The organism is Variovorax sp. Varisp36, from assembly GCF_047304235.1.
Classification (GTDB): Bacteria; Pseudomonadota; Gammaproteobacteria; order Burkholderiales; family Burkholderiaceae_C; genus Variovorax.
This window is the reverse complement of sequence record NZ_JBGLYU010000022.1, coordinates 59,520-79,354: the sequence shown is the minus strand read 5'-3', so window position 1 is coordinate 79,354 and position 19,835 is coordinate 59,520. Positions and strand designations below refer to the sequence as shown.

18 protein-coding genes are annotated in these 19,835 nt (G+C 68.9%); 6 read left to right on the top strand and 12 right to left on the bottom strand.

Translation table 11 applies throughout. The annotated features are described in order from the left end of the window. Positions 1-11: 11 nt before the first annotated feature. The 4 genes from ACCD11_RS15230 to fhuF form a co-directional block, all read right to left on the bottom strand. On the bottom strand, positions 12-2,393 hold the full coding sequence (locus tag ACCD11_RS15230) for a TonB-dependent siderophore receptor (protein ID WP_413314500.1): 2,382 nt from the start codon (positions 2,391-2,393) through the stop codon (positions 12-14). 168 nt (positions 2,394-2,561) lie between these two features. Beyond that, positions 2,562-3,863: a lysine N(6)-hydroxylase/L-ornithine N(5)-oxygenase family protein gene (locus tag ACCD11_RS15225; protein WP_413314499.1), complete on the bottom strand. Its 1,302-nt coding sequence runs from the start codon at positions 3,861-3,863 to the stop codon at positions 2,562-2,564. 66 nt (positions 3,864-3,929) lie between these two features. Then, positions 3,930-4,766, bottom strand: coding sequence for a formyltransferase family protein (locus ACCD11_RS15220; protein ID WP_413314498.1), 837 nt, complete (start codon positions 4,764-4,766; stop codon positions 3,930-3,932). A gap of 43 nt (positions 4,767-4,809) precedes the next feature. After that, positions 4,810-5,550: a siderophore-iron reductase FhuF gene (fhuF, locus tag ACCD11_RS15215; RefSeq protein ID WP_413314497.1), complete on the bottom strand. Its 741-nt coding sequence runs from the start codon at positions 5,548-5,550 to the stop codon at positions 4,810-4,812. Positions 5,551-5,819: 269 nt separating this feature from the next. On the opposite strand from fhuF, the gene ACCD11_RS15210 reads away from it, so the two are divergent. Continuing rightward, entirely contained in the window at positions 5,820-7,511 is a 1,692-nt protein-coding gene (locus ACCD11_RS15210; protein ID WP_413314496.1) for a cyclic peptide export ABC transporter, read from the top strand. Positions 7,512-7,573: 62 nt separating this feature from the next. On the opposite strand, the gene ACCD11_RS15205 is transcribed toward ACCD11_RS15210, so the two are convergent. From ACCD11_RS15205 to ACCD11_RS15190, 4 genes are all read right to left on the bottom strand, one after another. Then, complete coding sequence (locus tag ACCD11_RS15205; protein WP_413314495.1) at positions 7,574-8,629, bottom strand: FecR family protein; 1,056 nt, start codon at positions 8,627-8,629, stop codon at positions 7,574-7,576. Then, complete coding sequence (locus tag ACCD11_RS15200; RefSeq protein ID WP_007835037.1) at positions 8,626-9,243, bottom strand: RNA polymerase sigma factor; 618 nt, start codon at positions 9,241-9,243, stop codon at positions 8,626-8,628. The genes ACCD11_RS15205 and ACCD11_RS15200 overlap by 4 nt, the downstream gene beginning before the upstream one ends. A 193-nt stretch (positions 9,244-9,436) precedes the next feature. Beyond that, complete coding sequence (locus ACCD11_RS15195; protein WP_007835039.1) at positions 9,437-10,864, bottom strand: FAD-binding oxidoreductase; 1,428 nt, start codon at positions 10,862-10,864, stop codon at positions 9,437-9,439. Next, positions 10,861-11,274, bottom strand: coding sequence for a DUF2069 domain-containing protein (locus ACCD11_RS15190; protein WP_413314494.1), 414 nt, complete (start codon positions 11,272-11,274; stop codon positions 10,861-10,863). Before ACCD11_RS15190 ends, ACCD11_RS15195 begins: the two co-directional genes overlap by 4 nt. A gap of 109 nt (positions 11,275-11,383) precedes the next feature. Here ACCD11_RS15190 and ACCD11_RS15185 point away from each other — a divergent pair, with 109 nt between their 5' ends. After that, the gene (locus ACCD11_RS15185) at positions 11,384-12,595 is read left to right on the top strand and encodes a YihY family inner membrane protein (RefSeq protein WP_007835041.1); all 1,212 of its coding nucleotides are present in this window, start codon (positions 11,384-11,386) and stop codon (positions 12,593-12,595) included. Between the two features lie 58 nt (positions 12,596-12,653). On the opposite strand, the gene ACCD11_RS15180 is transcribed toward ACCD11_RS15185, so the two are convergent. Then, positions 12,654-12,995: an Mpo1-like protein gene (locus ACCD11_RS15180; RefSeq protein ID WP_413314505.1), complete on the bottom strand. Its 342-nt coding sequence runs from the start codon at positions 12,993-12,995 to the stop codon at positions 12,654-12,656. Between the two features lie 123 nt (positions 12,996-13,118). On the opposite strand from ACCD11_RS15180, the gene ACCD11_RS15175 reads away from it, so the two are divergent. Together ACCD11_RS15175 and ACCD11_RS15170 are read left to right on the top strand one after the other, a co-directional pair. Continuing rightward, entirely contained in the window at positions 13,119-13,502 is a 384-nt protein-coding gene (locus tag ACCD11_RS15175; RefSeq protein ID WP_007835043.1) for a thioredoxin family protein, read from the top strand. Positions 13,503-13,514: 12 nt separating this feature from the next. After that, positions 13,515-14,177, top strand: a complete 663-nt coding sequence (locus tag ACCD11_RS15170) for an NmrA family NAD(P)-binding protein (protein ID WP_413314493.1) — start codon at positions 13,515-13,517, stop codon at positions 14,175-14,177. A 9-nt stretch (positions 14,178-14,186) separates the two neighbouring features. Here ACCD11_RS15170 and ACCD11_RS15165 read toward each other — a convergent pair whose 3' ends face one another. Beyond that, entirely contained in the window at positions 14,187-15,125 is a 939-nt protein-coding gene (locus ACCD11_RS15165; protein ID WP_413314492.1) for a LysR family transcriptional regulator, read from the bottom strand. 116 nt (positions 15,126-15,241) lie between these two features. Between ACCD11_RS15165 and ACCD11_RS15160 the strand changes: the two genes are divergently transcribed. After that, positions 15,242-16,669 (top strand): M20 family metallopeptidase, encoded by a 1,428-nt coding sequence (locus tag ACCD11_RS15160; RefSeq protein ID WP_413314491.1) that lies wholly within the window; start codon positions 15,242-15,244, stop codon positions 16,667-16,669. Positions 16,670-16,677: 8 nt separating this feature from the next. Further along, positions 16,678-17,667: a Bug family tripartite tricarboxylate transporter substrate binding protein gene (locus ACCD11_RS15155; protein ID WP_413314490.1), complete on the top strand. Its 990-nt coding sequence runs from the start codon at positions 16,678-16,680 to the stop codon at positions 17,665-17,667. 19 nt (positions 17,668-17,686) lie between these two features. Here ACCD11_RS15155 and ACCD11_RS15150 read toward each other — a convergent pair whose 3' ends face one another. Both ACCD11_RS15150 and ACCD11_RS15145 read right to left on the bottom strand, forming a co-directional pair. Next, positions 17,687-18,493: an alpha/beta fold hydrolase gene (locus ACCD11_RS15150; protein WP_413314489.1), complete on the bottom strand. Its 807-nt coding sequence runs from the start codon at positions 18,491-18,493 to the stop codon at positions 17,687-17,689. Position 18,494: 1 nt separating this feature from the next. Beyond that, positions 18,495-19,805 carry an O-acetylhomoserine aminocarboxypropyltransferase gene (locus ACCD11_RS15145; protein WP_413314488.1) on the bottom strand — a complete coding sequence of 437 codons (1,311 nt, stop codon included), beginning with the start codon at positions 19,803-19,805 and terminating at the stop codon, positions 18,495-18,497. Positions 19,806-19,835: the final 30 nt, after the last annotated feature.

Genomic DNA, 19,835 nt, shown 5'->3' with positions numbered 1-19,835 from the left:
GAGGCATCGGATCAGAACTTGTACCGGGCGGTCAGGGTCGCCGTGCGGAGAGTGCCCTGGTAGCACTGTCCGTGGTAGCAGATCGAGTTGTACTGCTTGTTCGCCAGGTTGGAGATGTTGAGCGCGAAGCGCCACGGGCCGCGTTCGTAGTGCGCGGCCGCATCGAGGAGCGTCACGCCGCGTTCGTACGTGGTGTTGTGCTCGTCGTTCTGGCGCTTGCCGATGTAGCGCACGCCACCGCCGAACCCCAGGCCGTTGCCCATGGTGTAGTCGAGCCACACCGAGGCGGTCTGCTTGGGCACGAGCGGCGGGATCTTGCCGATTTCGTCCGCATCGGCGCTGTTGAGCACCTTCATGTCCAGCCAGGTGTAGGCGGCGGAGATGTTCAGGCCCGGTGCGAGCTCGCCCTTGGCTTCCAGCTCGAGGCCGCGGGAGCGCTGCTTGCCGATCTGGCGCCCCTCGGAGGTCGTCGGGTCGTAGGTGACCACGTTGGTCTTGCGCAGGTCGAAGACTGCCGCGGTATACGAGGTGCGCGAGCCCGCGGGCTGGAACTTGACGCCGACCTCGACCTGCTTGCCGCTGCTGGGCTTGAAGGGTTGGTTGTTCGCGTCGACGCCGCTGTTGGGCAGGAAGGACGTGGTGTAGCTCATGTAGGGAGCCCAGCCGTTGCCGAACAGGTAGCTGATGCCTGCCCGGCCACTGAACGCACTGTCCGATCGCCGGGTATGGCTCCTGGCCAGGTAGTTGTCGGTGAGCTGGCGCACTTCGTCGTGGCGGCCCCCGAGCGTGACGATCCAGTTGTCGCCGAACTTGATCTGGTCCTGGGCGTAGAAGCCGGTCTGGCGCGTCGATTGGGCCAGGTCGGTCATCGGGATGGTGGGCATCGCCACGGCCTGGCCGTAGACGGGCGCCCAGATGTCCAGGGTCGGCGCCGCGCCGCGGAAGCGCCGCTGCTTGCCTTTCTGGTCGCTGTAGTCGACGCCCAGCAGCACCGTGTGCTGGACGGAGCCGTACTGCAGCTTGCCCTGCACGCTGGTGTCCAGCGTGGCCAGGTCCACGGGGTCGTTCCAGGTCCTGGCAACGCGGGAGAGCGTGTGTCTGTCGTTTCCGAGCGAGCCGGCCCAGACTGCTCGCCTGTCCAGGGCGATCTGGCTGTAGCGGAAGTTCTGGCGCAGCGTCCAGGTGTCGTTCAGGGCCGTTTCGAAACGGTAGCCGATGGCGCTCTGCGACTGCTTGAGCCGGCCGAAGCTGTAGTCGCCCACCTTCACCGGATAGAGAACGTAGTCCTGGGTGAGGTAGTACGGGTCTTCGGCCGTGTTGTTCTTGAGAAACTCCCCGAAGACGGTCAGCGAGGTCGTCGAATTGGGTTGCCAGCGCACCGACGGCGCAATGTAGCTGCGTGTGCGGTTCAGCTTGCGGCCGTCGGGATACTTGTCCTGGTCGTTGCTGTCGAGGCCCACCCCGACCACGCGATAGCTCAGGTCGGTGTTGCCGATCCTGTCGCCGAGGTCGAATGCCAGTTGCTTGCGCTGGTAGCTGCCGTACTGCACTTCGATCTCGCGGATCCGCTCGCCGGTCGGCTGCTTGCTCACGCGGTTGACGATGCCACCGGCGTCTCCCTGGCCGAACACCATCGACGAAGGGCCGCGCAATACCTCCACGCGCTCCAGCGCGTAGGGCTCGGTCAGGTAGTAGGTGGGGCCGAACGCCGGCTGCGCGAGCCCGTCCCTGTAGACACCGTTGGAAGAGGTGCTGAAGCCCCGCAGCAGGATGTATTCCCAGCCGCGGTTGTCGGGGCCGTAGGTGTTCGTCGTGACGCCCGGCGTGTAGCGGATGGCCTCCATGACGTCCTGTACGCCGCGCGCATCCATTTCCTCGCGGCCGATGACGGAGATCGACTGCGGCACCTCGATGAGCGGCGTGTCGGTCTTGGTGGCCGTGCTGCTGCGGCGGGCCGCATAGCCGGAAACCGGGCCGGTGGGCGATTCCTCGGCGTTGGCCACCACCTGCACCGCAGGCAGGGTGCCCTGCGAGTTGGGAGCGTCGGCGGCGCGGCGGATGGCGAGGCCGCCGCTGGCGGTGCGCGTGGCTTCCAGTGAAGTGCCCGCGAGCATCTGGCGCAGGGCCTGGTCGACCGTGAGCTTGCCTTCCACGGCGTGCGAGCTGGTGCCTGCGACCACTTCGCCGGCGGCGAATACCTGCACGCCGGTCTGGCGCGAGAACTCGTTGAGCGCCGCGCCGAGCGCCTGCGATGGCACCTTCACCTCGAACACCTGTGCCGCGGCCTGGCCGGAAGCCTGTGCTGAAGCTACAGGGGCCCAGACGGTGAGAACGGAACCGAACGCCGCGGCAAGCGCGGCGTTCAGCAGATGTTGGCGAGGCAGGGGACGCATGGCAGAACAACTCCAGTTTTTTGAATTACGACGCATTCACATTCAGGTGCGGGGGCCGGCCCGATTTCCGGTCTCTGGCGCATCTATGAGTAAGACGTTCGAACTCATCAAACAGAGACACCATGTCCTAAGACTTTTTTCGCCGTCGCGGTCCGGCGACCCCGAGATTCAGGTCTGGACCGCCTCGGGTTCCGGCCTCAGGTGGAGCGGCGTGCCGGCCGGCGCGGCCAGCAGGGCGCTGCCGATTTCACCGGTACGCACCGATGTGACCGACAGCAGGGTATCGCTCAGGCCGTGCGAGTCCTCGCAGGCGCCCTGCAGGTAGATGGCCGGACGGAAGCCGGGCGCGGCCTGCACGCGGTAGTGGCGGTCGACCGTGTAGTCGCCGAGGTAGCCCGCCAGCGGCGCGAGCAGCGCCTTGTGGTGCTCGCGCACATAGCCGGTGGCGAGCACCACGGCGTCGTAGCGCACCGTGTGCTCGCGCTGGGCGTTCCGGTCCCACAGCACGAGGTGCACGCCCTGGCCGTCGGCCGTGGCGCTGCGGATGTCGTGCCGGCGCAGGAAGCGCAGGCGGTTGCCACCGGTCACTCGCTGCTGGTAGAAGGCCTTGTAGATCTGCTGGATCAACTCCAGGTCGGCCACCGCGTAGTTGGTGTGCCAGAACTCGTCGAGCAGCGCGGCGCGCTCTTCCTCCGAGCGGCTGAAGGTGTAGTCGGTGAACTCGGCGTTGAAGATCTCGTTCACGAAGGGGCTGTCGTCCGCCGGGCGGATCGAGCGGGCACGCGTGATGAGGTCGACCTGCGGCGCGCCGGGGCGGCCCTGCAGGTCCATGAAGATCTCGGCCGCGCTCTGTCCCGCGCCTACCACGGCGATGCGGCGCGCATCCGGCAGCTGCGCGATGTCCTGCAGGTAGCTGCTCGAATGGAAGACGCGCGGGTCGCTGCGCAGCGCGCGGAAGCCGTCGGGGATGTTCGCCGCGCCGCCGATGCCGACCACGAGGTTGCGCGCGAGCCGCTCGACCAGCTTGCCCGCGTGGTTGCGCGAGCGCACGCGCAGCAGCTCCACCTCGCCGCCCCTTTCCTCGGGCAGCACCTCGAACACTTCCTCGCCGTAGGCGCAGGCGTCCTCGAACTGTTCGGCGGCCCACGAGAGGTAGTCGTTGAACTCGTGCCGGCTGGGGAAGAAGCTCTTCAGGTTGACGAAGTCGGTCAGCCGGCCTTTCTCGTGCAGGTAGTTGATGAAGGTGAAGCGGCTGGTCGGGTTGCGCAGCGTCGCCAGGTCCTTCATGAAGGAGATCTGCATGTGCGCCTGGTCCAGCAGCATGTGCGGATGCCAGGCGAAGCTCAGCTGCTTTTCGATGAAGAGCGTGTCGAACGGCCGGCCGGCGTGGCGCTTTTCCTCGAGTGCGATGGCCAGGGCGACGTTGGACGGGCCGAACCCGATCCCGACCAGATCATGGACGTGTGACATTGAAATCAACTCCTGTGGTGGAGGGCGGTGTGAAAGAAGACAGGACGCTCGGCGGGCGCGCGATGTTCACGCGTCCACCGTCTCGGCCATCAGGGCCAGGCCCTGGTGGAGCGCGGGAAAGAGGCTGTGGTTGAAGTTGTTCCAGCGCAGCTCGAGGATGGTGTCCTCGGGGTCGATGTCGGTGCCCAGCACGTCGAAGATGACTTCGCCCGAGTCGATGCCGGTGTCCACGTAATGGAAGGAGGCGCCGGTCTTGCGCACCGGCTCGACCGCGACCGTCTCGCGCGTTTGCCAGTCGACCACCCGCTGGCCGCGGGCGCCATACAGCGCGTCCAGCGTGGCCCAGGCGCCGCGGCGCTCGAAGGGCGACTCCAGCCGCGTGATGCCCGGGTGGATGTTCACGATCCGGCGGAAGAACGGGCTTTCCGGCCGGGCCAGCCGGTCGAGGATCACCAGCAGGCCGTCGAGCACCACGAGGTCGGCCTCCAGCGCGTGCAGCCGTTCGAGCAGGCGCTGCTCGAACTCCTTCTTGCCGGCGGCGCGTTCGGCGGCCGCGTCCAGCGGCAGCCGCCGGTAGGTCGAGGGCACGTTGTGGAACATGTCGTTGACGCGGCGGCCCTGCACCTGCAGCTCGCCCGGGTGGATCCAGCGGCGGGCGGGATCGAAGCCGAAGCCGTACGCCTGCAGCACCTCGCGGTCGCGCGGCGAGCCCTCGTCGTCGTCGAACAACACGGCCTCCAGCGAGTAGGCATCGCCCAGCGGTGTGCGGTCGAGTGCCCCGGCCAGGTACTCCAGCGGCGACTTCATGTAGCGCTGCCCGCCCTTGTAGTCGATGTACTGGCCGGCCTGGTCGGCTGCCGCATTCCTCAGGGACATGATGTAGACGAGTCTTGCCTTGGACATGGTGATGCGCTCGGTAGTGGGTGGAAGAAGTGGGGGCGGGATGTCAGCGGTGCGCAGGCGACAGCGGGCAGGCGCCGCAATGGCCTTCGCGGGGCAGCAGGTGAAAAAGGCAGCACTGGCGGTGCAGCTTCACTGTCCGGTCGCGGCCTTCGAGGCGCACGCGGACTTCGCGCTGCGGGCCGGGCAGGGGATTGGTCCATGCCGGCCAGGCGGCGTCGTGCAGCAGCCGTTGCCTGTCGCGGGCGATCGGCGGCGATCCGCCGGTCAGCGCAAGCGCCTGCTCGAGCACCGGCTCGAGGTTGCGTGCCGCGTTGCCCCACAGGATCTTGGACGGAATGCCTGTCAGGTGGCACAGCGCCGAGAACAGCGGCTCCAGGTGCCGCCACAGCAGCGCCGAGTAGCGTTCCTCGGTGGTCGCGCCGCGCTGCGGCCGGCCCAGTTCGCGGATGTGGAAGCTCAGCGGCCGGGCGTGCGGGCCGAGGCGCACCCATACCTGCTCCGCGGCCACGGGAAAGCCATGCTGCAGCACGCTGGCGGCAGCCGCGACGGGTGGCAGCAGCATGCCGAGATAGGCCATGCTCCAGGACGACGCCACGGCGCGCAGGTCTTCGCCTTCGACCCCGAGGTGCGATGCGTGCAGGCGCAGCACGTGGCCCAGCAGCCCGTGCGAGCGCACCAGATCGACGACGTGCAGCGCGCCCGCGGGCGGCTGCGGCGCGCACTGCAATGCCTCGCCGTGCGGCGCCAGGTCGCCCTGGAACAAGGGCTCCAGCAGGGCGATCATGGGGCCGTCGGGCAGGAGGGGGCACCGGCGGTGCGGCGTTTTGCAGGGCGCATGAAGCTAGGACGGTTGGGCGGCGCAGGTGTTCATGCGCACCGTGTTCGAACTGCTGCGTGAACATTTGCGCGGGCCGCCCGTCAAGTGGGGTACAGGCAGTCCGCTGCCGTCCGCAGCTCTGCCGGCGCGGCGGGCCGCCATTACGTTCGCGTCCGGCGGCAAGGCTTGTCCGCGCCGCCGGGCCCCAGTCGCCCGAGGGCGGAAAGAGTTCTTGCATGACAACAGCCCCTGGTTCCGACGGCGAGTTCGCACGCCTGCTCAAGCCGTTCCTGCCGTGGATGCTGCTGTCGGCGGTCACCGGCATCGGCGCGGGCGCGGCCACGGTCGCGCTGCTGGGCACCATCAACCAGGTGCTCAACCGGCAGGGCGGCCTCTCTGGCGGCCTGCTGCTGACCTTCATCGGGCTGTGCGCGGCGGCGCTGTTCGGGCGCATGGTGTCCGATGTCTCGACCAACTTCGTCGGCCAGCGGGTGGTCGCGCTGGTCCGCAAGAGCCTGGCGCAGAAGATTCTCTCGGCGCCCATCGATGCCCTGGAGCGCTACCGCACCCACCGGCTGATGCCGGTGCTGTCGCAGGACGTGGACATGGTCAGCGACGTGGCGTTCGCGCTCGCCGCCACGCTGATCGCCTGCGTCACGGCACTCGGCTGCCTGGCCTACCTGGCCTACCTGTCGCTGCCGCTGTTCGGCGTGCTGGTGGTGGCGCTGGCGATCGGTGCGATGGTGCAGGCCATGGCGCAGATCCGCGGCGTGAACGGCTTCTGGAAGGCGCGCGAGCATGAAGACCAGCTGCACAAGGCCTATCGCGCGATCAGCGAGGGCGCCAAGGAGCTGCGCATGCACCGCGCGCGCCGCCAGCGCATGTTCGGCGGGCAGATCGAGCGCATCGTCGACAACATCCGCGCGGTCAACGGGCGCGCGATCAACACCTTCGTCATGGCCACCGCATTCGGCTCGGGCCTGTTCTTCCTGCTGATTGCGCTGATTCTGGGCTGGGCCTCATTCCGGCCGACCGAGCCCGCGGTGCTCAGCGGCTTCGTGCTGGTGCTGCTGTTCCTCAAGGGGCCGATGGACCAGATCGCGGGCGCGCTGCCTGCCGTGGGGCGCGCGCGGGTCGCGTTCCGGCGCATTGCCGACCTGTCGGCGCGCTTTGCCACGCCGGAGCCGCACCTGCACGTCGGCCGCACCGGCAGCGAGCTGAAATTCGAACACGAGATCGTGCTGCGCGGCGTGCGCTACGCGTTCGATGCGCCCGAGGGCGGCGAGGCCTTCGCGCTGGGGCCGATCGACCTGCGGCTTTGCCGCGGCGAGATGGTGTTCGTGGTGGGCGACAACGGCTCCGGCAAGACCACGCTCGTCAAGCTGCTGCTGGGCCTGTACGCGCCGCACGAGGGCCACGTGGCGATCGACGGTGCCGCGGTGGACGCCGAGCGCCGCGACGACTACCGCCAGCTCTTCACCACCGTGTTCTCCGACTTCTACTTGTTCGAGGACCTGGCCGCCGGCGAGGGCGAGGCGCACGGCGAAGCCAGCATGCAGGTGCTGCCGCAGCGCGCGTTGCCCTACCTGGAGCGCCTGGAGATCGCCCACAAGGTGAGCCTGAAGGACGGCGCCTTCACCACCACCGACCTGTCGACCGGCCAGCGCAAGCGGCTCGCGCTGGTGCACGCCTACCTGGAAGGGCGGCCGGTGCTGGTGTTCGACGAATGGGCCGCCGACCAGGACCCGACCTTCCGCCACCTGTTCTATACCGAGCTGCTGCCCGAGCTGCGCGCCAAGGGGCACCTGCTGGTCGTGATCTCGCACGACGATCGCTACTTCCACCTGGCCGACCGCGTGATCACCATGCGCGCGGGCCGCATCGCGGACGACCGGCCTCGCGTCCACCTGGAGAGCCTTGCCGCATGAGCTCCCGTGGGCAAAGCGCTCGGCGGTGCCCGGGGCGTGGGCCGGTGGGCGTTGGCTTTTCGTCAGCGCGCCAGCAGCGCCACGCTCCCGTCGGGGCGGGGCGCGACCGTGAGCGGCAGGATCGTCGGCAGCGCGGCCATCAGCCCTTCGGAGTCGTTGACGCGGAAGCGGCCGGACAGCCGCATCGCATCGATGCGCGGACTGTCGCTGACGATGGGCCGCGTGCGGTAGCTGTTGACCGCGGCCAGGGCATCGCCAAGCGGCGTGTTCTCGAACACCAGCCAGCCATCGCGCCACGCGGACAGTGCGGCCGTGTCGGCCTGCTGCACGCGGCCGGCCTGGCCGTCGGCGATCTCGACGCGGTCGCCCGCATACAGGTCGATCGCCGCGCCTTCGGTCCCGGCGAACCTGGGGTGCGGCGCGACACCTACGCGCACGTGGCCGTGCTCCACGCCTATGGTGATCGGCCCGCCGCGGTCGCGTACGGTGAACGCGGTGCCGACCACCTCGATGACGGCGGCGCGCGTTTGCACGTGCAGTGGGCGGTCCTTGTCGGGCGCGACCTCGAAGCGCACCTCGCCGCGAGCCATGTCGATGAGGCGGCGGTTGCGGTACAGGGTGACCTCGACGGAGCTCTGCGGCGCGAGGTCGAGCCGGCTGCCCGGCACGCCGCGGATGCCGTCCGCGAGCGTCACCTTCAGCATCTGCGCGGTGGCTGTCCGGTAGGTGGCGAGGGACACCGGCTGCTGCCAGTACCACTGCACGCCGCGCCCCGCGACGAGGCCGGTGCCCAGCAGGGCCGCCACCGAGAGCAGCATTTTGCGGCGTTGCTGGCGGTGCGGTGACTTCGCCGCGGCTCCCGCATGGGCCATCAACGTGCCGCCGGGCTCTTCGAAATGCGCGCGCAGGCCGTTCGCCATGCCGCCGAGTGCGTCCCAGCGCTGGCGCGCTTCCTGGACGGCCGCGGCATGCTCCGCCGATTTGCCGCGCCATTGATGGAGTGCCAGGCGGGCGCTGCCGGCGGCCTCGCCGGGCGCCATTTCGCCTTCCACGATCAGCGCCAGCGCGCGCTCGATCAGCCTTTCGCGCGGAGCGCTCGCCGCAACGATGCCGTTCACGAGAAGTCTTCGGCCAATGCGGCGTCGAAGCCGGGGCGGTTCATCAAGACCTGGGGTTCGATCAGCTCGGAGCGCAGTTCTGCGAACACGCGCGAGCAGTCGATGGTGGCGCGCAACAGGTGCTTGGCCACGGCCATCTCGGTGATGTTGAGCCGCTGCGCGATCTCGGCGCGCGTGTGGCCGTAGGCGCGAAAGAGCAGGAACACCTCGCGGCGGCGCGGCGGCAGCTTTTCCATGGTTTCGACCACCCGCGTCAGCACCCGTTGCTGGGCGACGACGTATTCGCTGGACTGCACTGTCCGGTGCATGCCGGCGTCTGCATGCGAACCGGCCCAGTCCTGCGCCACCTTGCGACGCCGCGCGTCATCGACGCACAGGTTGCGCGCCACGCGAAAGAGCAGGGCGCGAGGCGATTCGATGCCACCGTTGTCCTTGATGTCGTCCGGCGCCGCATCGATGCGGGCGACTCCGCGCGACTTCGTGGCCTGTGCGTACACCCGCTCGAAACTCGACTGCGCGATGTCGGCCGCGTAGTGAGGGTCTCTCAGGTCGCGAGTGAGCTGTCGGCGCAGGTCCGCATAGTGAGCTACAAGTTCCTGGACGAGGTCGCGCATCCGGCCGCCTTCTCGCAAGCATCGACAATGGCCCCGGAACCGGCCGCTGGTCATGCCCGCAAGATCGCCGCCTCCTGTAAGGAACGACGAACTGGCGATGCCGGTGCTGCGCTTCGGTGATCCCGGGGGAGGGAGTTAATAAGAATTATTCTTATTGAGTGTATCACCGAGTTGCCGGCTCCGGCCTCGCGAACTAGACCCGGATCACCCGCCCCGGGTTCAGGATGTTCTTGGGATCGAGCCCGCGCTTGATCGCCCGCATCATCTCCAGCGCCACCGGCGACTTGTGCTTTTCCAGCTTGTCGACCTTGAGCGAGCCCACGCCATGCTCGGCCGAGAACGAGCCGCCGAACTTCTCGACCGCGTCGTACACCAGCGTGTTGATGCGCTCTTCCTCGTTCTTCAGGAAGGCCTTGGTGTCGATGTTCTCCGGCGCCTGCACGTTGTAGTGCAGGTTGCCGTCGCCCAGGTGGCCGAAGTTCACCAGCCGCACGCCGGCGATCTCGCGCGCCAGCAGCGCATCGGTCTCTGCCACGAACGCGGGGATGCGTGACACGGGAATGGAAATGTCGTGCTTGATGTTCAGGCCTTCCTCGGCCTGTGCGAGCGGAATGCTCTCGCGGATGTGCCAGAGCTGGTGCGCTTGCGTGAGGTTCTCGGCCACTACTGCGTCGGTCACGCAGCCGTCTTCGAACGCGGTTTCGAGCAGCGCTTCGAAGCGGGCGCGTGCGTGGTCCTCGGATTCGCTGTCGGAGTTTTCCAGCAGCACGCAGTACGGCACGGCATCGTCCTTGATGAACGGCACGCGCAGCTGCGGCATGTGCTTGTCGACCAGGCTCAGCGCAAACTTGCCCATCACCTCGAAGCCCGTGAGGCCCGGGCCCAGGTGCTTGTGCGCGAGGCCCAGCAAGGTGACCGCGTGGTCGAGCGAGGGCACCGCGGCCCAGGCCGTGAGCTGCGCGGCAGGCAGCGGGTAGAGCTTCATGGTCGCGGCGGTGATGATGCCGAGCGTGCCTTCGCTGCCGATGAAGAGGTCGCGAAGGTCGTAGCCGGTGTTGTCCTTGCGCAGGCCGCTGGTGCCTTCCCAGATCTCGCCCTGCGGCGTGACCACTTCGAGGCCCAGGCACAGCTCGCGCGTGTTGCCGTAGCGAACCACCTGCGTGCCGCCTGCATTGGTCGCGAGGTTGCCGCCGATGGTGCAGCTGCCTTCGGCCGCCAGGCTCAGCGGGAACAGGTAGCCCTGCTTTTCGGCGGTTTCCTGCAGCGTCTGCAGGATGCAGCCGGCTTCGACGGTCATCGTAAGGTTGGCCGCGTCGATCGCGCGGATCGTGTTCAGCCGCTGCAGGCTCAGCACCACCTGCGTGCCGCTCTCGTCCGGAATGGAGCCGACCGCGAGGCCGGTGTTGCCGCCCTGTGGAATGACCGCAGTGCCGGCCGCGGCGCAGGCCTTCACCACGTCGGCCACCTGCTGTGCATTGGCCGGCCGCACCACGGCCAGCGACTTGCCGCGCGCGCGCTTGCGCCAGTCCTGCTCGTAGGCGGTGAGGTCGCCCTCGTTCAGCACGTGGGGTGCGCCGACGATGGCGCGCAGTTGCTCGATCAGGGGCGTGGCAGTGGTCATTGGGCGGAGGTCTCCAGTGGACGGGCAGCAGCTTTGGCGTGGCGCAAGCGCAGCCGCACATGCCAGGCGCAGGCCGCGAAGAGCACGAGGCACAGCAGCACCTCGACCAGCGCGAGCACTTGCCCCACGCCGTTGATGTCGCTCCAGGCGCGCACCACGCCCTCGGTGAAATAGAGCCAGACCATCAGGCTGACCCAGCGGTAGGTGTACATGCGGTTCTTCCACAGGCCTGCGAGCGGAATGACGAGCGGCAGCACCTTCAGTGCCAGCAGCGAGCCGCCTGGGCGCAGCGGCGCCAGCCACAGCTCCCATGCGAGGCCCAGCACGATGAGGCCGACGAGGCTGCCCACGGCGGCCCAGCGGGTGGCGCGAACGGAGGAGGGCGGGAGCGGCGGCGGTTTGGCGTTCATGAGCGGGATACCGCGGAACCGGCTTTGCCGGGCCGCTGGTATCGCCCCCGGTGAGGGGGTTGGCGCAGCGACACGAAGTGCGCGGAGACTGGGGGAGAGTTCAACTCCTATGATAGCCGCCATGAATCGCAGGCAACTCTGGAGGGATCTTTCGCGCTTTCCGTGGGGCAACACCGCAGCGGTGCTGGGCGAGCGTTTTCGCGAAGACCGGCTCGGCCTCACGGCCAGCAGCCTGACCTTCACGACCACCATCGCGATGGTGCCGTTCTTCACGGTGGCGCTGGCGCTGTTCACCGTCTTCCCGATGTTCGCGAAGATGCAGGGCCGGCTGCAGCGCTGGCTCATCGAGAGCCTGATTCCCGACAACATCGCGCGGCAGGTGCTGGGCTACCTGAACCAGTTCTCGAGCAAGGCCGGCGGCCTGGGCATCGCGGGCCTGGTCGTGCTGCTGATCACCGCCATCGCGCTGATCCTCACGATCGACAAGACACTCAACAACATCTGGCGCGTGCGCTCGCCGCGGCCGTTCGCGCAGCGGGTGCTCATCTACTGGGCGGCCATCACGCTGGGGCCGATCATCCTCGCAGTGAGCCTGTCGACCACCTCGTACGTGGTCTCGGCCACCAGCGGCGTGGTGGGACGCGGCATGGTCAAGCTGTTCTTCGACACCTTCGAATTCATGCTGCTGGCGGTCGGCATGGCCTCGCTGTACCACTACGTGCCCAACACCAACGTGCGCTGGTCGCATGCATGGGCCGGCGGCATCTTCGTGGCGGCCGCCATCGAGATCGCCAAGCGCGTGCTGGGCTACTACCTGAGCCTCGTGCCCACGTATTCGGTGCTGTACGGGGCCTTCGCCACGGTGCCGATCCTGCTCGTGTGGATCTACGTGGCCTGGGTGATCGTGCTGCTCGGGGCGGTCATCGCGGCCTACCTGCCGAGCCTGCTGACCGGCGTGGCGCGGCGCGGCGGCGCCGCGGGCTGGCCGCTGCAGCTGGCCATGGAAACGCTGCAGCACCTGGCCCGCGCGCAGGCCATGCCGGCCAAGGGCATGGGCGCGAGCGAACTGGTCACGCGCATGCGCGTCGATGCGCTGCAACTGGCGCCGGTGCTCGAAACACTGGTGGCGCTCGACTGGATCGCGCCGCTCGCCGAAGAGCCCGCCAACGAAGACCCGCGCTATGTGCTGCTCGCGGACCCCTCGACGCCGGTCGAGCCGCTGCTGAAGGAACTGCTGATGCCGCAGGCCGAGCCGCTCGAAGACCTCTGGCAGAAAGGTCCGCTGCGCTCCCTGAGGCTGGGGGACGTGCTGTTGATCTAGTGGCGTTCCGGATTGATCCGGGAACACCGTGGAACCGGCTTTGCTCCCTGCAAGGAGGTTAGATAATTTTTACCCGCCCCAGCCAGATGTCCCGGTACATGGCCCAGTCGCCCATGAACGAATAGAGCGGCCGCTTGAACGAGGCCGGCTTGTTCTTCTCGAACCCGAAGTGCCCGACCCAGGCGAAGCCATAGCCCGCCACGAGCCCGGCCAGCAGCCACAGCGGGTTGAGCGTGAGCACCAGCGCCACAAGGCAAAGCAGCGACAAGGTCGAGCCCGCGAAATGCAGGCGCCGGCAGGTGAGGTTGGCGTGCTCGCTCAGGTAGAAGGGATAGAACTCCGCAAAGCTCTTGAATTGGCGCGGATCGACGGCAGATCCGGTGGCAGCCGAGGTGTTCATCATGCGACTCTCCTGTGCCCCCGAACCCCGGCGAGTCCCGTGGGCGAGGGCTTTGTCCATAATAGCCACGACCTCCCGGCCGTACCACCCCGGCCTTCCGATCACACCACCGACGCATCAGCCTTGAGCGCCCTTCCAAGCAACCCCGAATCCGCCGAGCCGGCCAGCGATGCGCCGTGGGTCGTGTGCCTGTGCGCCGAATGGTGCGGCACCTGCCGCGACTATCGGCCGCTGCTCGAACAGGTGGCGCGCGCGCATCCGCAGTTCCGCTTTGCGTGGGTCGACATCGAGGATCACGCCGACATCGCCGATGCCTTCGACGTCGAGACCTTCCCGACCCTGCTGGTCGCGGGTGCCGACGGCACGCGCTTTCTCGGCCCGCTGCTGCCGCATGCCGAGACGCTGTCGCGCATGCTCTCCGCGCTGCAGCCGCCGAAGCCCTCGAGCCTCGACGTCGACCTGCTGCTCGCCGTGCTGAACAAGAAGCCGGCCGTCTTCTCGGTCTGACCGGAGCCTGCCATGAAAGTCCTGATCTTCGGCGCCACCGGCATGGTGGGGCAGGGCGTGCTGCGCGAGTGCCTGCTCGCGGCGGACGTGGAAAGCGTCGTCGCGGTCGGCCGCAACCCCACGGGGCAGCAGAACCCGAAGCTGCGCGACCTGGTCCACAAGGACATGTACGACTACGGCGACATCGAGCCGCAGCTGCAGGGCTTCGATGCCTGCTTCTTCTGCCTCGGCGTGTCGTCGGTGGGCATGAAGGAGCCCGAGTACAAGCGCATCACCTACGACCTGACGCTGGCGGCAGCCACCGTGCTCGCGCGGCTCAACCCGGGCATGACCTTCACCTACGTGACGGGCGCGGGCACCGACAGCAGCGAGCGCGGCAGCAGCATGTGGGCGCGCGTGAAGGGCGCGACCGAGAACGCGCTGCTGCGCCTGCCGTTCGAGGCGGCCTACATGTTCCGCCCCGGCATGATCCAGCCGATGCATGGCGTGCGCTCCAAGACGCCGCTCTACGATGCCGCCATCTTCGTGCTCAAGCCCGTGCTCGGGCTGGCCTATCGCCTGTGGCCGAACCGGGTGACGACCACCGAGAAGGTCGGCCGCGCGATGCTGGCCGTGGCGCGCAACGGCGCACCGAAGGTGCTGCTCGACCCGGCGGACATCAACGCGCTCGGTTGAGCTTCTTCTTCAGGCGGCGGCCCGCGCGCGGCCGAGCTTGCGCCGGCCCGCGCTGGTGATCGCGCCTACCAGGTGCTCGACGAAGTCCTGCGCCAGCGTCGGCAGCGTGCGGCCTTCGAGCGCCAGCACCTGCAATTGCCGCTGCTGTAGCGGCGCTTCCGCGAAGGGCCGGGCTACCACGGTGCCCGCGTCGATCAGGTGCATCACCGTGAGATGGCCCGAAAGCATCACGTCGGGCGTGCGCAGCAGGGGCAGCAGCACCGAGGAAAAATTGCTCACGAAGATCGCGTGGTACTGCAGCCCCTGCAGGCTGCAGGCCTGGTCGAACAGCTGGCGCGCGGTCACGCCCTTGTCGCCCACGGCCAGCGGGTAGCGCACCGCATCGGCCACCGACACCACGCGCTGCCGCGCGAGCGGATGGTCGGGCCGCAGCACGGCATACACGGGCGCGGTGGCCGAGTGCTCGATCTTCAGGCCCGGCTCCGGGGCGACTACGTATTTGAGCGCGATGTCGGTCTCACCGCGCGCCAGCAGCGCGCTCACGCCGTCGGGCGAGCCCACGTGCAGCTCGAGCTGGCAGCCCGGGTGCGCCGACTCGAAGCTGCGCATCACCAGCGGCATGAAGTGCCCCGCGAAGCCTTCGGTGCAGGCCATGCGGATGCGTCGCGCGCTCTGGCCGCCGAGGTCGCGTACCTGTTCGACGACCTGCTCGATGTCGAGCTGCGCATTGCGCAGATGCGCCGCCAGGCGCTCGCCGGCGGCGGTCAGTGCCATGCCGCGCGCATGCCGCTCGAACAGCGGTGTGCCCAGGCTGTCTTCGAGCTTGGCGATCTGCCGGCTCACCGCCGACGATGCAACGAAAAGCCGCGTTGCGGCCTGATTGACCGAGCCGCTGCGCGCCACTTCGAGGAAGTGGCGCATCGGGATGCTGAGAAGCGGGAGCGTCATGGCGGCGTGTGGAGTATTGCCTTCAAGGCAATGGTAGCTTGCCAAAACGATGCTGGAAGCATTGGCCCGCAGGCCTTGTACTTGCGGCACCCGATGGACAGACAAGGAACCCCTTCATGCAACGCACAGACAGCCTGGCCGCTGCCGCCGCCTACTTCGACGCGGGCGGCTTCTTCGCCGACCTCCAGCGCCGCGTCGCCTTCCGCACCGAAAGCGACACCGGCGCCGCCACGCCCGCGCTGGAGGCCTACCTGCGCGAGGAACTGGTGTCGCCGCTTGCGGCGCTGGGCTTCGCCTGCGAGGTGATCGCCAATCCGGTGCCCGGCGGCGGGCCCTTCCTCATCGCGCGCCGTATCGAGGACCCGGCCCTGCCCACGGTGATGACCTACGGCCACGGCGATGTGGTCAGCGGGCAGGACGCGCAGTGGGAAGAAGGCCTGGCGCCGTGGGCGCTCACGGTGCGCGGCGAGCGCTGGTACGGGCGCGGCACGGCCGACAACAAGGGCCAGCACAGCATCAACCTCGGTGGCCTGGCTGCAGCGCTGGAGGTCCGCGGCGGCCGCCTGGGCTACAACGTGACCTGGCTGGTCGAGATGGGCGAGGAGGCCGCTTCGCCCGGCCTGCATGCGGTGTGCGAGCAGCAGCGCGACAAGCTGCGCGCCGACCTGTTCATCGCCAGCGACGGCCCGCGCGTGAGCGCGCAGCGGCCCACGCTCTTCCTCGGCTCGCGCGGCGCGGTCAACTTCAGCCTGCGGCTGCGCGCCCGGCCGCGCGGCTACCACTCGGGCAACTGGGGCGGCGTGCTGGTCAATCCGGGCACGGTCATCAGCCATGCGGTGGCCTCGCTGGTGGATGCGCGCGGACGCATCCTCGTCGAGGCGCTGCGTCCGCCGCCGGTGACGCAGGCGGTGCGCGACGCGCTGGCCAGCATCGCCATCGGCGGCGGCGCGGACGATCCTGAGGTCGACGAGGGCTGGGGCGAACCCGGCCTGAGCCCGGCGGAGCGGCTGGTGGCCTGGAACACCATCGAGGTGCTGGCGCTCGGCGCGGGTTCGCCGCAGCGGCCCGTCAACGCGATTCCCTCCGAGGCCGTGGCGCACTGCCAGCTGCGCTTCGTGGTCGGCACGCCGTGGCAGGACCTGCAGAAGATCGTTCGCGCGCACCTCGATGCGCACGGCTTCGACCAGGTCGAGGTGGAGGTCACGCTGACCGGCGCGGCGACGCGGCTCGACGTGGAGAACCCCTGGGTGGGTTGGGCGCGCAAGTCCATCGAGGAAAGCAGCGGCCGGCGGCTCGACCTGCTGCCCAACCTCGCCGGCTCGCTGCCCAACGACGTCTTCGCCGACCTGCTGGGGCTGCCCACGCTGTGGGTGCCGCACTCGTACCCGGCCTGCGCGCAGCACGCGCCCAACGAGCACCTGCTCGCGCCGCTGGCGCGCGAGGGCCTGCAGATCATGGCCGGCCTCTACTGGGACCTGGGCGAGCCGGGCCTCGCGCCGTGGGCTGCCGGTCGGCTTTCGCAATCCGCTTCCACTCTCTCCTGACACGCACCATGGACAACGCCGTCTCCCGTCGCCGCTTCGGCCTGCTGCTTTCCGCTTCCGCCGTCGCGGGCCTCCACACGCCCGCCTTCGCGCAGGGCACCTGGCCCGAACGGCCCATCAGGCTGGTGGTGCCCTTTCCACCGGGCGGCGGCACCGACCTGGTCGCACGCGCCATGGGGCAGACGCTGTCGGAGCAGCTCGGCCAGCCCGTCGTGATCGACAACAAGCCCGGCGCCTCCACCATCATCGGCACCGACGCGGTCGCCAAGGCTGCGCCCGACGGCTACACGCTTCTGCTGTCGGGCTCGACCAGCTTCAGCGTGAACCCGGCCCTGCGCGCCAAGCTGCCCTATGACACGGTGCGCGACCTGGCGCCCATCGCCATCGTGGCGCGCACGCCGCTGGTGCTGGTGGTGGGCAAGGGCCAGCCCTGGCAATCGCTGCCCGAACTCATCGCGGCGGCCAAGGCCAAACCGAAGAGCATCCGCTACGCCACCTTTGGCTCCGGCTCGGGGCCTCACCTGTCGGGCGAGCTGTTCGCGCTGGCCGCGGGCATCCAGCTGCAGGACATTCCGTACAAGGGCAGCAGCCAGAGTTCGCTGGCGGTGATCGGCGGCGAGGTCGAGATCGCCATCGATACCGTCGCAGCCGTGGCACCGCACGTGCGCGCGGGCAAGCTGCGTGCGCTGGGCATCGTGGGCGCGACGCGCTCCAGCATGCTGCCCGAGGTGCGCACGCTGGCCGAGCAGGGCCTGCCCGAAGCCACCTTCGACGCCTGGTACGGCTTTGCCGCCCCGGCGCGCACGCCGGCGCCCGTGATCGACAAGCTCGCTCGCACGGTGGTCGCGACCATGGGCCACCCGGCGCTGCAGGCGCAGCTGCGCGCGCAGGGCATGGAGCCGGTGGCCATCGGCGCGGCCGCATTCCGCGCGCAGATGGAAGGCGAGATCTCGCGCTACCGCGCGCTCGCCCACCGGGCGGGCATCGCGGCGGAATAAGCGCTCGCGCGCCCGGCGCTCAGGCGCTCAGGAAGTCGCGCAGCGCGAACAGCACCGCGTCGGGCGCCTCGCTCATCAGCGAGTGGCCCGCGTGCACCGTCACCACCTTCGCGTTGCGCGCCTTGCCCACCAGCGCCTTGGTGGCGCGCGGCGGCGTCATCTGGTCGGCGTCCCCGAGCAGGAACAGCACCGGGCACTGCACTTTCTCGATGGCGGCCTCGCCGTTCGCGTAGTCGTTGCAGGCCTTGAAGCCGATGTGGAACACGTTGGCTTCGCGGTTGCTCGCGAGCACGCGGCGCATCAGCGCGCGCGAGCTGCCGTAGAGCCAGGTGCCCGGGCCGAGCGAGGAGGGCGGCGGCGCCAGCAGCGAGTGCGAGAAGGTGTTGACCATGGCGATGGCGCGCTGCGGGTCGCTCACCGAGCTTTCGAGCAGCGCGGGCGACACCACCATCGGGTAGGCCGTGCCCACCATCGCGAGCTGGGTGATGCGCTCCGGCGCGCGCGAGGCCGTTTCCAGCGCGATCAGCGAGCCGAAGCTGTGGCCGACCAGCGCGGCCTTCTGCACGCCGGCCGCGTCGAGCAGCGCAATGACGAACTGCGCTGCCTCTTCCACGCTGGCCGGCGGCGGACCTTCGCTCTTGCAGTGGCCGGGCAGGTCGACCGCGAGCACGTTCCAGCCGTGGTTGGCGAACCAGCGGCTCTGCAGGATCCACACGCTGTGGTCGTTCAGCACGCCATGGATGAAGACGACCGTGGGCTTGACCGCATCGAAGGGCTTGCCGCCGGTGTAGCAGTACGCGGTGTGGCCGTTGACGGTGTAGTTCATGTCAGGCACCCGCCTTTTCCGCGGCCTTCAGGGCGCGCTTCAGGTCGTCGATCAGGTCGGCGGGGTCTTCCAGGCCGATCGACAGGCGGATCGTGCCCTGCGAGATGCCTGCACCGGCCAGCGCCTCGTCGGTCATGCGGAAGTGCGTGGTGCTCGCGGGGTGGATCACCAGGCTGCGGCAGTCGCCCACGTTGGCCAGGTGGCTGAAGAGCTTCAGCGCTTCGATGAAGGCCTTGCCCTGCGCGCGGCTGCCCTTGATGTCGAAGCTGAACACCGCGCCCGCGCCGCGCGCGCCATGGCGAAGCAGCTTCTGCGCGAGCACGTGGCTCGGGTGCGATTCGATCAGCGGATGTCCCACGCGCGACACGAACGGGTGCGTGGACAGGAACTCGACCACCTTCTGCGTGTTGTCGATGTGCCGCTCCATGCGCAGGGGCAGCGTCTCGATGCCCTGCAGGATCAGCCAGGCCGTGTGCGGGCTCATCGAAGCGCCGAAGTCGCGCAGGCCCTCGCGGCGCGCGCGCAGCAGGAAGGCGCCGACGGTGCTTTCCTCGCTGAACACCATGTTGTGGAAGCCGTCGTAGGCCTGCGTCAGCTCGGCGAATTTGCCGGACTTTTCCCAGTCGAAGCTGCCGCCGTCGACCACCACACCGCCAATGACGGTGCCGTGGCCCGAGAGGAACTTGGTGGCCGAGTGGTAGACCAGGTCGGCGCCCCAGTCGAAGGGCTTGATGAGGTAGGGCGAGGTGAGCGTGGAGTCGACCAGCAGCGGCACGCCGGCCTCGTGCGCGATGTCGGCCACGGCCGGGATGTCGAGCACGTCCAGCCCGGGGTTGCCCACCGTCTCGCCGAAGAAGAGCTTGGTCTCGGGCCGCACCGCGGCGCGCCAGCCGTCGAGGTCGCCGGGCTTCACGAAGGTGGTCTCGATGCCGAAGCGGCGCATCGTGTAGTGCAGCAGGTTCTGCGAGCCGCCGTACAGGGCCGTGCTGGCCACGATGTGCGAGCCGGCGCCCATCAGCGTGGCCACCGACAGGTGCAGTGCCGCCTGCCCGCTGGCGGTGGCGATGGCGCCGATGCCGCCCTCGAGCGCCGACACGCGCTGCTCGAGCACCGCGTTGGTCGGGTTGCTGATGCGTGAGTACACGTGGCCCGCGCGCTCCAGGTTGAACAGGGCGGCCGCGTGGTCGCTCGACTCGAAGACGAAGGAGGTGGTCAGGTGGATCGGCACCGCCCGCGCGCCGGTCGTGGGGTCGGGCGCGGCGCCGGCGTGCAGCGCGAGGGTGTCGAAACCGGGGTCGGAATAACCGGGCATGAGGGCCTTTCTGTGGCTGAGCGTTGTCTC

Excerpts from the sequence above, each read along its gene's own strand:
- ACCD11_RS15170 (WP_413314493.1), top strand. The coding sequence starts at position 13,515 with ATGAAAGTCCTGATCTTCGGCGCCACCGGCATGGTGGGGCAGGGCGTG.
- fhuF (WP_413314497.1), bottom strand. The coding sequence starts at position 5,550 with ATGATCGCCCTGCTGGAGCCCTTGTTCCAGGGCGACCTGGCGCCGCAC.
- ACCD11_RS15190 (WP_413314494.1), bottom strand. The coding sequence starts at position 11,274 with ATGAACGCCAAACCGCCGCCGCTCCCGCCCTCCTCCGTTCGCGCCACC.
- ACCD11_RS15230 (WP_413314500.1), bottom strand. The coding sequence starts at position 2,393 with ATGCGTCCCCTGCCTCGCCAACATCTGCTGAACGCCGCGCTTGCCGCG.
- ACCD11_RS15145 (WP_413314488.1), bottom strand. The coding sequence starts at position 19,805 with ATGCCCGGTTATTCCGACCCCGGTTTCGACACCCTCGCGCTGCACGCC.
- ACCD11_RS15180 (WP_413314505.1), bottom strand. The coding sequence starts at position 12,995 with ATGAACACCTCGGCTGCCACCGGATCTGCCGTCGATCCGCGCCAATTC.
- ACCD11_RS15150 (WP_413314489.1), bottom strand. The coding sequence starts at position 18,493 with ATGAACTACACCGTCAACGGCCACACCGCGTACTGCTACACCGGCGGC.
- ACCD11_RS15220 (WP_413314498.1), bottom strand. The coding sequence starts at position 4,766 with ATGTCCAAGGCAAGACTCGTCTACATCATGTCCCTGAGGAATGCGGCA.
- ACCD11_RS15195 (WP_007835039.1), bottom strand. The coding sequence starts at position 10,864 with ATGACCACTGCCACGCCCCTGATCGAGCAACTGCGCGCCATCGTCGGC.
- ACCD11_RS15160 (WP_413314491.1), top strand. The coding sequence starts at position 15,242 with ATGCAACGCACAGACAGCCTGGCCGCTGCCGCCGCCTACTTCGACGCG.
- ACCD11_RS15200 (WP_007835037.1), bottom strand. The coding sequence starts at position 9,243 with ATGCGCGACCTCGTCCAGGAACTTGTAGCTCACTATGCGGACCTGCGC.
- ACCD11_RS15165 (WP_413314492.1), bottom strand. The coding sequence starts at position 15,125 with ATGACGCTCCCGCTTCTCAGCATCCCGATGCGCCACTTCCTCGAAGTG.
- ACCD11_RS15225 (WP_413314499.1), bottom strand. The coding sequence starts at position 3,863 with ATGTCACACGTCCATGATCTGGTCGGGATCGGGTTCGGCCCGTCCAAC.
- ACCD11_RS15155 (WP_413314490.1), top strand. The coding sequence starts at position 16,678 with ATGGACAACGCCGTCTCCCGTCGCCGCTTCGGCCTGCTGCTTTCCGCT.
- ACCD11_RS15185 (WP_007835041.1), top strand. The coding sequence starts at position 11,384 with ATGATAGCCGCCATGAATCGCAGGCAACTCTGGAGGGATCTTTCGCGC.
- ACCD11_RS15210 (WP_413314496.1), top strand. The coding sequence starts at position 5,820 with ATGACAACAGCCCCTGGTTCCGACGGCGAGTTCGCACGCCTGCTCAAG.